Source organism: Variovorax sp. LjRoot84 (assembly GCF_964254305.1).
Taxonomy (GTDB): Bacteria; Pseudomonadota; Gammaproteobacteria; order Burkholderiales; family Burkholderiaceae_C; genus Variovorax.
The window spans coordinates 2,824,031-2,840,616 of sequence record NZ_CAXUTE020000001.1 but is presented as its reverse complement, the minus strand read 5'-3'; the positions used below and the strand labels follow the sequence as shown (position 1 = coordinate 2,840,616).

General features: G+C 65.0%; 11 protein-coding genes. 4 read left to right on the top strand and 7 right to left on the bottom strand.

Annotated features, from left to right (window positions below):
- Positions 1-4 precede the first annotated feature (4 nt).
- A complete protein-coding gene (locus ACSQ9I_RS14345) occupies positions 5-1,282 on the bottom strand; it encodes a S8 family peptidase (protein WP_436303964.1) in 1,278 nt (425 codons plus the stop codon).
- Positions 1,283-1,748: 466 nt separating this feature from the next.
- Between ACSQ9I_RS14345 and ACSQ9I_RS14340 the strand changes: the two genes are divergently transcribed.
- The gene (locus ACSQ9I_RS14340; RefSeq protein WP_436313553.1) at positions 1,749-2,975 is read left to right on the top strand and encodes an IS110 family transposase; all 1,227 of its coding nucleotides are present in this window, start codon (positions 1,749-1,751) and stop codon (positions 2,973-2,975) included.
- Between the two features lie 96 nt (positions 2,976-3,071).
- On the opposite strand, the gene ACSQ9I_RS14335 is transcribed toward ACSQ9I_RS14340, so the two are convergent.
- The 6 genes from ACSQ9I_RS14335 to tnpC all read right to left on the bottom strand — a co-directional run bounded on the left by ACSQ9I_RS14335 (position 3,072) and on the right by tnpC (position 12,248).
- Complete coding sequence (locus tag ACSQ9I_RS14335) at positions 3,072-4,139, bottom strand: type II toxin-antitoxin system HipA family toxin (RefSeq protein ID WP_436313552.1); 1,068 nt, start codon at positions 4,137-4,139, stop codon at positions 3,072-3,074.
- 4 nt (positions 4,140-4,143) lie between these two features.
- Entirely contained in the window at positions 4,144-4,833 is a 690-nt protein-coding gene (locus tag ACSQ9I_RS14330; protein ID WP_436313551.1) for a helix-turn-helix domain-containing protein, read from the bottom strand.
- Positions 4,834-5,143: 310 nt separating this feature from the next.
- Positions 5,144-7,615, bottom strand: coding sequence for a DEAD/DEAH box helicase (locus tag ACSQ9I_RS14325; protein WP_436313550.1), 2,472 nt, complete (start codon positions 7,613-7,615; stop codon positions 5,144-5,146).
- 67 nt (positions 7,616-7,682) lie between these two features.
- Positions 7,683-9,296 carry a Fic family protein gene (locus ACSQ9I_RS14320; RefSeq protein WP_436313549.1) on the bottom strand — a complete coding sequence of 538 codons (1,614 nt, stop codon included), beginning with the start codon at positions 9,294-9,296 and terminating at the stop codon, positions 7,683-7,685.
- 383 nt (positions 9,297-9,679) lie between these two features.
- Entirely contained in the window at positions 9,680-10,543 is an 864-nt protein-coding gene (locus tag ACSQ9I_RS14315) for a Druantia anti-phage system protein DruA (protein WP_436313548.1), read from the bottom strand.
- Positions 10,544-10,553: 10 nt separating this feature from the next.
- Positions 10,554-12,248 (bottom strand): IS66 family transposase, encoded by a 1,695-nt coding sequence (gene tnpC, locus ACSQ9I_RS14310; protein ID WP_436315755.1) that lies wholly within the window; start codon positions 12,246-12,248, stop codon positions 10,554-10,556.
- A 372-nt stretch (positions 12,249-12,620) separates the two neighbouring features.
- Here tnpC and ACSQ9I_RS14305 point away from each other — a divergent pair, with 372 nt between their 5' ends.
- From ACSQ9I_RS14305 to ACSQ9I_RS14295, 3 genes are read left to right on the top strand one after another with little or no spacing between them, the layout of a single operon-like run.
- Positions 12,621-13,700, top strand: a complete 1,080-nt coding sequence (locus ACSQ9I_RS14305; RefSeq protein ID WP_436313547.1) for a Fic family protein — start codon at positions 12,621-12,623, stop codon at positions 13,698-13,700.
- Positions 13,693-15,321: a TIGR02677 family protein gene (locus ACSQ9I_RS14300; RefSeq protein ID WP_436313546.1), complete on the top strand. Its 1,629-nt coding sequence runs from the start codon at positions 13,693-13,695 to the stop codon at positions 15,319-15,321. Before ACSQ9I_RS14305 ends, ACSQ9I_RS14300 begins: the two co-directional genes overlap by 8 nt.
- Entirely contained in the window at positions 15,321-16,586 is a 1,266-nt protein-coding gene (locus tag ACSQ9I_RS14295; protein WP_436313545.1) for a TIGR02678 family protein, read from the top strand. The genes ACSQ9I_RS14300 and ACSQ9I_RS14295 overlap by 1 nt, the downstream gene beginning before the upstream one ends.

Genomic DNA, 16,586 nt, shown 5'->3' with positions numbered 1-16,586 from the left:
CGCCTCAGGGCCGCAACTGAACCGCTGGCGCCGGCACCACCGCCAGTGCGGCCTGGTCCACGTCGACGCGGCCGTAGCCGTACTGCGAGTCCCAGCCCGGGTTGCCGAGGTTGTCGGCGCTCGCCCCGAGCAGGTTCCATATCTGCACGTTGGTGGCGAATCGGTGCGCGCCCCAGATCACTGCCGCAGCGCCGGCGACATGCGGGCAGGCCATGCTGGTGCCGCTCTTCTGACCGTAGCCGCCACCGGGCACGGTGGACAGCACCTGCACGCCCGGCGCGCAGATCTCGACCTCCGGCCCGCGGCTGCTGAACGGCGCGATGACGTTGTTGCTGTCGATCGCCGAGACCGCGACCACATTCCTGTAGCGCCCCGGAAAGCCCACCGAAGTCGGCTGGCCGGCCGGCGGCGGTCCGGCGTTGCCGGCTGCCGCGACCAGCAGCACACCGGCGTTGAACGCGGCGTTGCAGATCGCTTCAAGCGCCGCTGGCGCGCTGCTCGCGCCCAGACTCATGCTGACGATCTGCATCTTGTTCTGGATCGCCCAGTTGATGCCGGCGATGATCCAGCTGAACTGGCCGCTGCCGCTGTTGGCCAGTACCTTGATCCCATAGAGCCAGGCCTCAGGTGCCACACCGACGACGCCGGCGCCGTTGATCACCGCAGCGATGGTGCCTGAGCAGTGCGTGCCGTGGCTGTTGCCGTCCATCGCCGTTTCGCCCGGCACGAAGCTGATCGCGCTGCGCACGTTCGGCCGCAGATCCGGATGGTTCCAATCGATGCCGGTGTCGAGCACCGCGACCTTGATGCCGCGACCGCGCGAGCAACCCCAGGCCGGCACCGCCTGGATCTGCGAGACGCCGATCGGCACCGTCTCGGCCTGCACCGACGGCTGCCCCTCGAACACCAAGTTCTGCAGCGGGAGCGCATGGGCCCAGCCGTCGTCTTCGACCGCGGAGACGTCGGGGTTGCTCTTCAGCGCCTTGATCTCGCTATCCGACAGCTTCAACGTGACGATCGGTGCCTCGTAGAGGTTGATGTCGAAGCCGATGCTGTCGCTCTCGATCGATGTCGGCAGGCCCGGGGCGCCGACGGTGAACGCGTCGGCGCCGGCGACGTCGTAGATGAAAAGGTTGCCGGCGCGTGGACAGCTCGAGGCAAGGATTTCCATCTTGTCGGCCGACTTGTTGCGCCGCGTCTCCTTCGGCTTGAAGGTCACGATGACCGACTTGCGCGCGTCGCCGTCAGAGGACGACGCTGTACTCCTCTTGGTCTTTGCCATGGTCAGGTACTCCTCGGGTGGTTCTTCACGGTGGCGCTCGGGGTAAGACGCCTCAAGTCAGGTTAGTCGGCCGTTCGGGTGTGCGCGTCCACAAGACGATGGAGACCCCCATCCATGGGCTGAAGGAAGCACTCCGCAGCGCAGCCACTATTCTTGAATCAATCGTTTGGATACGGTTGAGGGCGCGATCCAATAGTCCTCAATAGTTCGCCATCGGGCGGGCCCGACCCCGGAGCATGAAGCGGGGGACGTGGCTGGCGACGGATGGCGGGTGGTTGTAGGATGAAATTGGGCGCTGCTGACGAGGTCGGCTTCTCCTTGGTGCAACAAGCCCGTTCAATAGTTGGACCCGCAGTCCTGCGAGCACCCCGGAATGTGGCAGAGGGCGGCGACGTCCCGAAGCACGCTTAGTAGAGTTCGATGACGAGGACTGCCTGCGGCGCCCATCAACCGTCAGGAGGTTCTCATGCAAGTGCTTTACACGCGCTGTGCGGGCCTGGACGTGCACAAGGACACCATCGTGGCCTGCGTGCGGTGCGTCTCGCCGCCCATGCACCAGGAGGTGCGCAGCTTCGGCACCACAACCACCCAGTTGCTCGAACTGGCCGATTGGCTGGCCGAGCACGACTGCACCCACGTGGCGATGGAGGCCACCGGCGTGTACTGGAAGCCGGTGTGGCATGTGCTGGAGGCCGAGTTCGAGTTGGTGCTGGCCAACGCCGCGCACATTCGCAACGTGCCCGGGCGCAAGACGGACGTCAACGACGCGATGTGGATTGCCGATCTGCTGGCGCACGGCCTCATTCGCTCCAGCTTCGTGCCGCCGCAGGCGATCCAGCAGTTGCGCGACCTCACGCGCACGCGCAAGCAACTCGTGCGGGAGGTCTCCCAGCACTCGCTGCGTATCCAGAAGGTGCTGGAGGACGCCAACCTCAAGTTGGGCAGCGTCCTGTCGGATGTACTGGGCAAGAGCGGCCGTGCGATGCTCGATGCCATCGTGGCCGGCCAGAGCGATCCGGCGCTGCTGGCCGCGCTGGCCCAGGGCACGGCGCGCAACAAGACCGCCGAGTTGCGCGAGGCGCTGCGCGGGCGCATCACCGAGCACCATCGCACGATGCTGCGGCTGCACCTGCAGGTCATCGATGCCTTGCAGCGCACGCTGGGCGAACTGGATGCGGCCGTGGGAAAAGCGCTGGCGCCGATCCGGCAGCGCGCCCGCCTGCTCACGACGATGCCCGGGGTCTCTGACCTGACGGCCAGCGTCGTGGTGGCGGAGATCGGCGTGGACATGTCGCGCTTCCCCACTGCCGGCCATCTGATCTCCTGGGCCGGACTGTGTCCACGCAGCGACGAGAGCGCCGGCAAGCGCCGATCCACCCGCGTGCGCAAGAGCGGCACCTGGATCAAGACCACCCTGGTGACTGCCGCCTGGGCCGCGGTGCGCGTGAAGACCAGCTACCTGCGTGCGCAGTTCCTGCGTATCAAGGCACGTCGCGGAGCCAAGAAGGCCATCCTCGCCGTGGCCGCTTCCATGCTCACTGCCGCGTACCACATGCTTCGCGACGGCACCGAGTACAGCGACTTGGGTAGCGAATACCTCGACCGCCACGACCGATCCAAAATCATCCGCCGCTTGATCAAGCGCCTTCAAGACCTCGGCTGCGAGCTTCCTGTGGTTGCTCATACGGGATAGCGCTTCTTAGTAGATGCCAATCATCCCCTGAGCGCGCATTTTTTAAAGGGCTGGGCTTCGATCGCAACCTGCCGACTCTCCACTCGTTTGTGGATGTCACTTCACGGCGCCAACTCCAGAGGGCACAGGGTTCATGTCGTAGGCATCGGACAGGCGCCAGCCCTTGCCGGGCACGAGGATGAAGCCGTGGTTGCGCAGGTGATCGTCGGTGTTGGAGACCAGCATGTTGAACACGATGCGCGACCACAGCTCGCGCAAATCGGCGACGGTGCGCGCGCCGTGATCGATCAGCACGCGGGCGATCTCCAGATAGCTCGCACCTGTCGATGCATCGTCGCCATCCAAGCGGCCGGTGAGCGTCGTCGCCGAGGCGAAGTGAAGCCTGCCGTCTGACGTACGGTCGAAGCGCTTCACCAGGAAGGTGTGGTGCGGGCTCGCGAATCTGCGTGCGAGGCTTTGTGGCACGGCGAGGCCGCACCCCTTCGCGAGGGTCTGCACCACCAGTTCCCAGGCGCCCACGTCGTGCTCGTCGCGTAGGCTGGGGAATTTGGCAATCCACAACTGCCCCTGTGGATCGACCACGCTGGCCTTGGGCCGCGCACCGCCGAGCGAGCCGCCGGGTGCGATCAGCATGCGCAGCCAGTCGTCGCCCGCCGCAGAGGTGTTGTCCTCATCGCGCTCCAGCGCCAGGCTGGCCGCTTCCAGTTCGCGCAGTTGCACGAATGGCGGCGCTGCCGCGCCGTGCTGGTTGTCCAGAAAATCGCCGGCGTCATCAAGTCGCAAGCGCAGCGCCCCGGAACGATAGGCGTCGTGCACGCCCAGCAGGTAGTCCGATTCATGCAGGCGCACGGCCTTGCCCACCTGCCCTGCCCGCTGCGCGCGCTCTAGCCGGCGGCGCATCAGCAACCTGCCCCAACGATCCGGGCTCGCATCGGCGAACACGCCGAAGGTCTCGTGACCCTGCGGCGGGTGCTGCCGGCCCTCGAAGAGGCCCAACCGGGGATCCAGGTGCAAGTTCCCGGCGGCGGGGTGGGCCAGCGCCGCGGCGTCGAACTCAAACTCGAAAACCTCCCGGCCTGCTCCGCGCCTGGCATGCAGCCACCCCAGCCGTAGCGGCTCTGCGAGGCCGACCCAGTCCGCATAGACGGCGATGGTCGCTGCCATGGGCTCAACGCCCTTTCTTCAGCGATACCGAGGGGTCGATCAAGCCAGCAAGTGCATCGGCGCTGGCGAAGCCGCTCTTCTTGATCCAGTCCCGCGCGTCCTCAGAAGGCTTGAGCAGCTTCTTGATTTGCCTGTTGGGGGCATCCTGCCGGTCCACGGCTTCACGCAGGTGCGCGGGCGGCATGGCGGCCAGTGCCTTGCGCATCTGTGTTTCCGGCAGTGCTTCAAGTGCCTTGCGCATCTGCTCGCTGGGCAGGGAATCGAATAGCTTGCGCAGTTGTTCTTGCGGTGAGCTTTCGATGGCATGGCGAAGCTCCGCCGCGGCGCCAGCAACGGGCACCGGCCTCTTGGCCGTCGCCGGCCGTTTGGCTGACGGCGACAAGCTTGGTCGTGTTGTCTTGGCGTGCGCGGGCAGCTGCGCATCCTGGAGCTCGCGACCCACAGGGTCGGCCTTACCGAGCAAGTCGAGGTCTTTTTCGATGCCCAGCACTTGCATGACGGCGAGGTAGGCACCCATGGTCACCCCCGACCCGCCACGCTCCAGGCTGCGCAGCGTCATGGGCGCCATCCCGGCTCGCTCGGCAACCTGTTTGGCCGAGAGCCGCCGGCGCAGCCGCGCCAGACGCAGGCGGCCGCCGAACTGACGTAGCAGTTCATCGGTGGCTGGGAGCAAAGGGGCTGTCTTCTTGGCCATGACAGCCGATATTTTAGGTTTTTTTGGCGAAAACAGCCATAATATTTACATATCTTCTAAAAGTAAGAATCCACCCCCTCTTAAGAAGAGTGCATTATATTGGCGTTTTCTTCAGAAAAACGCTATAATTATGGCGCTCCAATAGACCGGACCCCAGGTTCCAGTCTGCAGCGGCGATCGTGGCGTCTCAAACAGGATGGTGCTTTCGCCAGCCTGATCGGCGGCTCAAGAGATCTGACCGTCAAATCCACTGCCTTGCCTGTTGTCATCGATGGAGTTGCCATGCTGACCATGGGTCAGCCGCCACTAACTAACGCTTGTTGCCCGCACCCAGCAATGCGTCGGCGAGCAGCGCCAGGGCATCGGCGATCCGCTTGCCAGTGTCCGGCGGCGGCAGCGGCACCTTGAGGCTGCGCACCCCAGTGGCGGGGTCACGTTCGACCCAAGGGTGAGTGGTGCCAGAGCCATTGTCCGGTGAGGTCATCGCCGCCGCCAGTTCCGCACCGAAGCGCAACAAGCCGGACCATGGGTCGGTGTTCGCCGCCGCCGATTCCCGATCGGTTCCAGCGGCCCCTGGTGCAGCCGTTGTGGTCACGGTGTCCAAATCTGCGGTCGTCGCACCGACCGGTGCCGCCAGTTCCAGGGCAGCGACCTGGGCGGCTTCTTCAGCCGGAGCCATGGCCTCGCCGTCACCCATGCGGCCGGTGACGTTTTCCACGTCTTTCATGAAGCGGCTCAGCCGGGATCCGCCAAGCGACACTTCGGCGCTGCCGCCGTCCAGAATCCCGGCGGACAGGGAACGCTTGAACGCATGCACCGACAACATGCCCTCCTCGATGGTTCCCTTGGCCACATAGTTGACGATCTGTACCGGATGCTTCTGCCCCATTCGGTGCACACGCGCAATACGCTGTTCCAACACCGCCGGATTCCATGGCAAATCCATGTTGACCAGCGTCGAGGCGTGCTGCAGGTTGAGGCCGGTGCTGCCGGCGTCGGTCGACAGGAACACGCGGCAATCCGGATCATCGCGAAAGCGCTCGATCAGTGCCGGGCGCTGCTCCGACGGCACACCGCCATGAAAGCTGACATAGCCGATGCCGCGCGCCTCGAGCCGGCGGATAACGATGGCGTGTGTGCGCGTCCACTGGCTGAACACCACCGCTTTTGCGCCCGGCTGGACGAACAGCCCCTCGAACAACTCCACCAGTTCGTCCGCCTTGACACCGTGGTCGGTCGCCTGGTCGAGCAGGTAGGTGCTGTTGCACGACATGCGCATGTTCTGCAAGGCGCAGGTGAGGCGGCGCTGGTCCTGGTCGGAGAGAAATTTCATTTTCCGCCAGCGCTGGACGATCTTCGCCACGATGTCCGCGTTCTCTGCGTGGTACAGCATCTGCATCTCGGTCATTGGCACCAGCAGGTTCTGATCGGTGCGGCTCGGCAACTGCAGCAGCACCTCGGACTTGCGCCGCCGGATCATGACCGGCGCCAGGGTCTGGCCGATCTTGTCGAGGCCGGTGTAGCCCGTGACGCGGCCGCCCTCGTCCCGAACCTGGTGCTCATGCAGCAGCTTCCAGGTCGGACCGAGGCGGTGCTGATCGACAAACTGGACGATCGAGATGAGTTCCTCCAGCTTGTTTTCCAGCGGGGTTCCTGTGAGCACGATCGCATACGTGCTGTCGATGCGCTTGAGCGCCTTTGCCGCGATGGTGTTCCAGTTCTTGACCCGCTGCGCCTCATCGACGATCACGAGGTCCGGCGCCCAGGCGGAGATCAGATCGAGGTCGGATCTGAGCTTCTCGAAATTGGTGATCTTGCAAAAGTCTTCCTCGGCATATTCGTTTTGCCGCTGGGCCCGCCCGCCACCGATGACCCTGGACGCGCGACCGGAAAAACGCAGTATTTCGCTTTGCCACTGGTACTTCAGCGACGTCGGGCAGACCACGAGTACCTTGGCAGCATCAAAATGCCGCGCCAGAACTTCCGCCGCGGCGATCGCCTGGATGGTCTTGCCCAGGCCCATCTCGTCACCGATCAGCGCGCGGCCGGCGCGTACGGCAAACAGCGCGCCTTCGGCCTGGTACGGATACAGCGGCACCTTGAGCAGTTTCTTCCAGCGAGTGCCTGCAGCGCCATCCGGGAATAGATCGACCAACGCCGCGGCGCGGCGCGCCGCATCACTCCTGCCGGCGACGAAGTCGAGCGCGTCGTCGTAGGCGCGCAGTTCGTGGCCCGTGCGCGCCGCAAGTGCGACAAATCGCCCGATTTTGTGGAGGCGGTCCTCTGGCAGGCGCCAGCCCTGCGATGCGTCGAACAATTCGGCCGCCGAGCGCGCCAGCGCGGTAGGGCAATCCGTACCGGCACGGAAATGAATGGTGCGGGTACCGTCGTTGCGCAAATACAGCTCGGAAAAAGCGGGCTGATAACCACGCGCGAATGCCGACTTGGCGCCGCGTTTTCTTGCCAGCCGCGCGAGCGTGAATTCAACGTGTTTGCAGGTGCCCAGTTCGTTGGTCGCAAAGTCGGGGCAGGCGCAGAAATTGTCGCCCGGCTGCGATCCGCGGATGGCCAGGTAATAGGTGGATTTCGACTCCGGATTGCTGACGCGGAATTCGGAGAAGAACGGCTCCGTGCCGATGTTCTCCAGCCCGAACACCTGCTCGCGCCCGAATTGGCGGCGCAGGGACCGCTGCCACTCGATCGGCGCCAGTCCTGGTGGGGCATGGGTTCGGGACAGCTTGGGTTGCGGGGGCGACTTGGCGGGCTTCTTCTGTTGCTTCATAGCATCGACTGGTTCCGGTTGTGCATGCTGCATGTTGCCAATCCGCATGCCAGCCATGTGTCGCAACTCACCGCCCTACAGGCTTCTCCGGACGGTATCGTTCGAGAACGGCCGTAGCGGCAGGCTCGCTCTCCTGGAAAGCCCGCGAAACCGCATCGACAATGTCGGCCCAGACGCCAGGCTGCCGCAGCACTGGCATTTCCTTGGCAAGCACGTTGCTGAGTTTGCCTCGATTCTGCTCGATGGACCGCAGCACCCGATCCGCCTGGTGGTCAGGCATCTCGACGATCTCCTTCAGCGCTGCGCGTGCCTGCGCATGGTTGCGAAGGTAGCGCGACTCCTCGCGCATCTGCTCGGTGAGCGTGCGACCAATGATGTTGGCAAGGAATACCACATGCGGCCCCAGATCGGGATAGCGCCACAGCGGCCTGGCCTGTTCTGTGCCATGGAAGGCGAAGTTCGACACCACGCCGTCCGGGTAAGTGGTCTGCACCGGCTCGAACACCACATGCTCTCGCACCGCCTGCACCAATGGCCTTGACACCTGATCCAGCACCCGGTCATAGCCACGACGCTCGCCAGCATCATCCGTGATGACTGCCGATACTGGCAGGATCACCGGGTCAGGGATAACGCCATCACGGCGCAGCGTATCGTTGATCAGGAACCGGTGCACACGGCCATTGCCGTCGGCCAGAGGATGGATGTAGACAAAGCCGAACGCCGCCACGGCGCTGCGCATCACGGACGACTGGCCTTGTGTTCTTTCAAGGAATACGCCGACCCCTTCCAGCATCGCAGCAATGTCCCCGGCCGGCGGCGCCACGTAATGAACGACCTCCTGGTAGCGCACAGTCTCGCCCACAAACACGGGGGATTGCCGTAGACCGAAGTGCGCGATCGTGGTCTTCCCGCCCAGGATTTCCTGTTGCAACTCGGCAAGCACCGCATCGGTCAAGGGCGGCTCGTCCTGCCCGGTGCGTCGGGCCATGACGTCCGCAAAGCGCTGGACGCGACTGACCCGGTCGGCTTCTCCTTCGATGGCGAAGCTGGCCTTGCTTTCCCGCAGCGTCATCCACGCCGCGGCACGCATCAGCAGATCTTCGCCGAACTCGGCGGTCAGGTCGCCAAACAGGCCGGGCACGTCCAGGCCAGCCGCCCGAGTCACCGCTTCCGTCTTCACCACCGTCGGGCAGAAGTGCCGCGTGCCGGGCAGGTTGTCATTCACCCGCCAGCGCTGCACCTTCACCACCCGATCGGCCGACGCTGCCACCAATTTGGCATCGTTGATCGCATCGACGTAGTTGCCCCCCAACCGATCAGGCACGTCCAACGCACTATCCATCAGCCATTCGTACAGGAACGCCGCCCGCCGGGCATACTGCCCGGTAGGTTCGGCCGCGACCCATGCCTGGACGAAGCCTGGTCCGGTGCGCTCAAACAGACGCGCCAGGAACTCCAAATGAGGGATTTCGTGACGTAAATGGAACTGCAGATGTGCAGCAGGCTCCGCAGCCGGCCGCATGGTCTCCAGGTAGGCTTCCAGCCGGAATCCTTCGTCCACCTGAGTGGCGCGTCGCCCTCCCACCTGACTGAGCACGGGCAACCTGGCCAGAGGCGCCACCCCATAGGTCCGAGCCAGCCACGCCGCGCCAATGGGATCAGCGGGCAGGTCGTTCATAAAGCATCTCCCAGTGAAGCGGCCTTTGCCTGCACAAAAACGACGACGATGGCGGGTATGATCACGCCGATGAATTAGTGGCGCATAAAAACGATTAAAAAGTGAGTAATTTGCTCAAATTTGATTATGAGCCCTCTGAAGACATTCTCCAAGCCGCCATGCAGGGGGAAGGGACAGGGATGCAACGCCGTCCCCCACCTCTGCCCAGCCCGCCTTTACGCGGCACTCAGCACCGGTACACACGTTCTCCGGCATCAGCTTCGGCACGTGAGTCCGGCCATTGATCCGTCACGCTCGCTGTCCTCCGCTGCCTTCCAGCAATTGCCGCCAGAAGTTCATGGCCGTAAAAATCGTAAATATTCGGTGAACCCGTAGCGCGGTGGCTACTGGCAGAGGACGGTGCCGAAGTCCTTGCGCAACGGGTACAGCCAGATGTCCTTGATGGGCACGATCTGACTGTGCACGCGGCTCTTCTTGCCACGCCCGACGGTCTGGCCAACGTGCACCCAATTGGCGGCCTTGTAGCAGGTGCCGCGATGGCGAGGGCTTTCCACGAAGGTCTCCAGCAGGACGGGACGATAGCCGTAGCGCTGGTGCCATTCGCGCGGCAGTTGCCGCGCGGCCAGCGCGAGGATCTTGGAGGCAAGTCCCTTGCACTGGATCCAGGGCAGGATCAGGAAGCGGGCGTTGTTGACCACGAGTTGCAGGTTCTTCTGCCGCTGGGACTCGCTCCAGCCGATGAAGCGCTCACGGTCACTGAGCTTCCATGCGCTGGCCCCGAAGCTGAGCAAGGCGACCAATTGCTCACCGGCATACACGTAGTAGCGCATCTGGCTTCCCGACATCGGCGTGTAGCCCAGGTAGTGATAGCGCGCCATGTACTCGTTCCACCGTCGCGATTGCGCATGGCCTGCGGCCACGGTGTGCAGCTGGATCGCTCCGAGCTCGTGCACCGGCTGCGTCACCACAGGTCGAGCGTCGGTGTGCGGCGTGGGCAGGAATTCGGGCCGGCGGCGGTGCTGACCCATTTGCGACGCTGGCAATGTGAGCAGCCCGTCGGCCTGCATGCGCAGCATCGCCACCCGGCACGTCATGTCCTTCAAGCGGCCGTCCGGGCGAACCCAGTTCAGCCGCTCGCATACCAGCCGCGACAGCGGCGCACGCTTGAGTTGCGGGTTGCGCTCGATCAGCTGCACGATGGTGTGCAAGTCCTCGTCCGTGAAGTCCCGTCCGCAGTAGCGTTTCATGTATGGCGTGTCATGAAGCGTCGAATCCCCGGTGGCTCGCTCGCATGGTGGCCAACTGCGATGCACTCATTTGCCAGGGCACGAAGGCGCTGAGCTGCGCGGGCGGACGCCCGCCCGAATCGGCACAAGCTTGCAAGTACGCAATCAACCAGGTGCGTGCGTTGATCTTCCATAGCCTGGTCGTCATCAGCAGGCTCATCACCGTGGCCGCCAACTCGCCCGACCACTGGCTGCCCGAGCCGTAGAAGTTTTTGCGTCCGACCACCGCCGCTCGCAACGCGCGTTCGGCAGCGTTATTGTCCAGATCCAGCCACGGGTGCTCGACGAACACCACCAAGCCCGACCAGTGCGCCTTCAGGCTTTGCAGCACCTTGCGCGCGGGGGTGGCCAGCAGCGAGTTGCCCAGCGCGTCGTCGCACTTGCGCTGCATGGCGTTCACCGCTTCGCGCAGATCCCGGTCCCGCTCGATGAAGACGGCCGTGTCGATGCACCCGGCATCGCCATAGGCCTGGCGGCGGCGCCCGTGCAGGTGATACAGCAGGCCGACCTGGTCCACCCAATCCATCGCCCAACTCCACAGCGCGGGGTGGTCGTTGGCGATTCTGAGGAAGTCTCTTCTCTGATGCGCCCAGCAATACGACAGGCTGATCCCTGGGGTCTGGGTCGCAAACTTCTTGTACGCCGCGTACCGGTCAACGCTCAGGATGCCCGACTCCACGCCCCGCAGCGCCGCCCCGGGAACCCGTGCCGAGCGAGACGGATCGAGGATGAACTGCACGACGTCCTGCGCCTGGAACACCCACAGATACCAGCGGTGACCGATCTTGCCCTCGTGTTCCACGAACACTTCCCAGCGCGTCTCGTCGGCGTGCCAGTGCGATTGCGCTCGTAGCTGGTTCGACCAGGCTTGCCCGAGCGGCTCGAACAGCGGCGCCAGCCGCCTGAGGCCGTCCGTGATGGTGCCCTGCGAGATCCGCAAGCCTTGATCAAACCAGTCGTGCAGCAGGCGGTGCGTGGGCTGACCGTACGAGAACTTGGACAACAGCACGTTCACCCAGACCGACACCCCCAGCTTGCCGCGGGGGATCAGGCGGGGTGGCAGCGGCGCGGTGACGATGCCGGCCAGGCAGCCGCATCGGCACGTGGGCCGATAGCGTTGGCGCCGGATCACGCGACGGTAGGCCTTGACCTCCAGCTCCACGACCTCGCTGTCCTCGGTGCCGGGAAACGCACTCAGGCCTTGCCCGCACTTCGGACAAACCGCGTCCAGCTCGATCGTCTCGCATCGCGCGGGCAGCTCAGCCGCACGCCTGCGACCGTGGCCCGGGCGCCCGCGCTGCTGACCCCTGGGGCGCGGCGCACCTGCAACCGCACGGCCTGACGGCGCAACGAACATCGACTGCTCCGTCCTGACACCAAACACCCGTTGGCGCAGATCGAGGATCTGCGCCCGAGCCAACGCCAATTCCTCGCGCAGGCCCAGCTCCCGAAGTCGGGCCTTCTCGATCTCGTGTTGGTGACGCCGCTCAGCCCAGTGCGCACGCGCCGTCGCACGTTCATGCAGCGACTTCCATTGCTTGGCCGCCATGACCAGCTCGATATATGCCTGCCTGGTCAGTGTCACGGTCTGTTGCGCGAATGGGGTCGCGCCAGCGCCGGCCGTGGTGCGGGCGGGCGATGTCTCATCGTCCGCATCGGTTTGCACCACCAACACCGTCGCACTCATGGGGGCAACGGTAGGGGAAAACGCAAAGTGTGTCCAGCGATTCTTGATCGCCTCTCGATCACACCTACGGGTTCACCGAATATTTACTAAAAATCGTCGTCGAATCTTCCTATGTCATTGATTCATATAGAAAAGCGCTTCACCCCTCACTCCCACTCCATTGTTTCCGAGGTCCACAAACCTGCATGCTTGCGCGAGGTGGCGGAAGCATGGCACCGCTTTACCGTCACTTGCGTGGTCTCAGACATCAGCGAATAAACAGGGTAGTGCACCCCTTTAATGGGGCAATCAATACATAAATACCCCATTTTTTCGTACAATTGCCCCATTTCCACTTCCGACACTTGGTGCATGCAGTCGCTGACACCAGACTTCCTCGCCGCACTGCGCTACGACGGCCTGCAACTGGCGACGCTGCGCACTCTGGGAGAGTACCAAGGCAAGCAGCAACTCTACGCCGCGCAGTCTCCTGAAGCACTCGCCGATCTGCGACAGATTGCCGTCGTCGAATCCACCGAGTCGTCGAACCGCCTGGAAGGCGTTGTGGTGGCGCCTGGGCGCTTGAAGTCGCTGGTAATCAAGAACGCCGTACCGAAGAGTCGTTCGGAGCAGGAGGTGGCGGGCTACCGCGACGCGCTGGCCTTGATCCACGAGGCCGCTGCCGATATGCCATTCAGCGAGGGGGTGGTTCTGCAGCTGCACACCATGCTCTATCGCTACATGCCACAGCCTGGCGGACGATGGAAGGCCGCCAACAACGACATCATCGAACGCCACCCCGATGGCAGCACGCGGCTGCGTTTCCAGCCCGTGGCAGCGCACCTCGCACCGATCGCCATGGGAGAGCTGACCGGACGTTATGCCTCGGCCTTGGACCGGCATTTGGCCGATCCCTTGGTGCTCGTCCCACTGGTCATGCTGGATTTCCTGTGCATCCATCCCTTCCCTGACGGAAACGGACGCATGTCGCGCCTGCTGACCTTGCTGCTGCTTTATAAGTTCGACTACGTCGTGGGCCGTTACATCAGCCTGGAGCGAATCTTCGAGGAATCGAAAGAAGGCTACTACGAGACGCTGGAAGCAAGCTCGCAGGGGTGGCACGAAGGCAAGCATGACGTCAAGCCTTGGCTCGACTACTTCTGGGGGGCGCTACTGCGTTCGTACAAGGAATTCGAGGTGCGTGTTGGTACCCTCTCTCACGGACGAGGCAGCAAAGGCGACCGCGTTCGCGCGGAAGCTCTCGAACGCACGCAGCCGTTTTCCATCTCGGAGATCGAAGAAGCCTGCCCTGGCGTCAGCCGGGACATGGTGCGCCTGGTGCTGCGGGCGATGAAAGCGGAAGGACTGATCGCTTCGACTGGAAAGGGTCGCAGCGCCAAGTGGGTCAATCTCGCCAGCGGTGGTGTGAACAAGGAGCGGCAGCATGCCTAACCATGAGCTTTCTGCACGCGACATCTATCGCAGCAACAGACCGTCTTTTCACGCCCTGACGCAAGGACATAGCGAAGTAGGCGGCCCCGCGCCCAGCGCCAATGACCCGACCGAGCTGTTCCGGCATGTCAGCGCCGAGAAGGCCGTCTTCTACCGCCGCATCATGGACGTGTTCGCTGCCGCCAAGCGGCAGTACCGCCTGCAGTTGCGGCCGGACGAGGTGCTGGCCGAGGCGCAGTGGCACGACGCGCCGCCGCGCATCGAAGAACTCAACGCAGCCCTGACGCAGCTGGCCGACTGGGGCAATCTGCAATCGCAGCCGGACACGGCGCGCGTCGCTACCCTCAATGATTTCTATCGCGCCAGGTTCCTGTACCGGCTGTCGCTCGGCGGCGAAGCGGTCGAAGCCGCGCTGGCGGTCTTTTTCCAGACCTTGCAGCACCGCGCCGAGCTGCAGACCGTCGCGCTGGAAGACATCGCCAGCCGGCTGCTGGCGTTGCAGACCCTGATGGACGCCGATACCGCCGGCGACGGCCCCGACACCGCCAAGGTCCACGAGATCCTGCGCGACCTGGTGCGCGTCTTCGAGAGCCTGGCCGACAACGCGCAGGCCTTCATGGCCGGCGTGGCTCGCAGCATCGAGCTGCAGCAGGCCGAAGCCGGCTCGGTGGTCGGCTACAAACGCCGGCTGATCGATTACCTCGAACGTTTCATGGGCGATCTGGTGCGGCGCTCGGATGCCATCGCCCGCCTGGTGCAAGGGCTGACGCCGCGCATCGACCCGGTGCTGCTGCGTGTCGCGGAACGCGAAGCCCGCGATGCCGCGCCGGGCGGCGAGCAAGACCTGGCCGACGAGAAGTTCCGCCGCTGGCAGGCCTGGCGCGAACGCTGGAAGGGTCTGCGCGGCTGGTTCCTGCAAACCGGCCAGGAGCCGCCGCAGGCCGAGCTGCTGCGGGCCCGGGTGCGGGCAGCCATCCCGCAGCTGCTGGGCGCAATCGCTGCGATCAACGAGCGGCGCAGCGGTCGCAGCGACCGTTCGGCAGACTTCCGCATGCTCGCCGGCTGGTTCGCCGCCTGCGCCGACGAAGACGAGGCGCACCGGCTGGCACGGGCGGCATTTGCACTCAATCCGGCAAGGCACTTTTCGCTCAACCCGCAGGCCGACGACAGCCTGCCGGCAAGCACCCGTTGGGCCGACGCGCCGCCGCTGCAGATCAACCCGCGCCTGCGCGAATACGGCGAGGCCGCGCCGCGCGGGCCGCTGGCCAAGGTGCGCGACCGCAGCGACGAGCGCGCACGCATGGCCGGCCAGCTCGCCGAGGAATCGCGGCAGGTCGACGCGGCGCGCCGACGCCTGGCGACCGGCCGCGCGACGCGGCTGTCGGAACTCGGTGAACTGGACACCCATGCCTTCGGCCTGTTCCTCAATCTACTGGGTGAGGCGCTGGCTGAACAATCGGGGCCGGACGCAGCCATCGAACGCCAGACCGGCGATGGGCTGCTGCACATCCGCCTCGAGCCGCTGGATGAGGGCAGCCTGGCGCGCATCGTTGCGCCAGCCGGCGTGTTCGCGGGGCGCGATCATCGCTTGACGATTACCGCCACCATGGAACTCGAGTAGTGGCGACCCGCCAAGCCCCCGGCAGCCAGCGCATCGGCGAACTGCAAGTACGCCAGCAACGCGACGAGTTCCGCATCGGCTTGCGTGCCCTGCTGATGCAGCCGCTGATGCCCCCCACGCACGAAGACTTTCCGGCAGTTCGCCGCCAGGCCGACAAGCTGCGCGACTGGTTCTCGCGCGAAGCGGGCTGGGTGCTGCAGGTCGAGCGCGAAGGCGCCCGGCTCTACAAGCGCCCCGCCGATCTGTCGGATGCCACACGCGGCCTGAAAGACTTCGACCGCCGCCGCTACGTGCTGCTGTGCCTGGCCTGCGCCGTGCTGGAACGTGCCGACCCGCAGATCACGCTGCACCTGCTCGGCGAGCGCGTGATGGAGATGGCGGCCGAACCCACGCTCGTGGCACGCCAGTTCAGCTTCATGCTGCGCACTGCGGCCGAGCGCCGCGACCTGGTCGCGGTCTGCCGCAGCCTGCTGGAATTCGGTGTGCTGCAATGTGTGGCCGGCGACGAGGACGGCTTCGTGCACGACAACGAGGGCAGCGCCCAGGCCGACGCGCTTTACGACATCCAGCGCCGGATGCTGGCCGGCATGCTCGCCGCGGTGCGCGGCCCCTCCACCTGGGCTGCCAACGACGCGCCGGTGACCCTCGAGGAAAGGCTGCACGCGCTCGTCACCGAACACATGGCCGACAGCGACGAAGGCCGCCGCACGGCGCTGCGCCACGCGCTGGCGCGCCGCCTGCTTGACGACCCCGTGGTCTACGCCGAAACGCTAGCCGCCGAGACGCAGGCCTATTTCGCCAACCAGCGCGGCGTGATGGCTGCCCGCCTATGCGAGGCCACTGGCCTGGTCGCCGAACAACGCGCCGAAGGCCTGGCACTGACCGACGAAGCCGGCACGCTGACCGACGTCGCGATGCCGGCCGAAGGCACCGAAGCGCACGTGACGCTGCTGGTCGCCGAACACCTGGCCGAAAGCGCCCGCCGGGATGGCGCCAGCGCCATCATCACTGCCGACGCGATCGCCGCCTTCGTGCGCGGCGCCACCGAGCGCTACAGCCGCTTCTGGCGCAAGTCGGCACGCGAGCCCGGCGCGGAACAGGAACTGGCGCAGACCGCGCTCGAAAGGCTGCAAAAGCTCCAACTCATCGTGCGCGCAGTAGACCGCTTCCGAGCGCTGCCCGCGATCGCCCGTTTTGCGCTCAGCGACGCCGACGTGCAAGCAACGGCGGCACGCGGCCGCGAACCCGGCGGCTCGCTGTTCTGA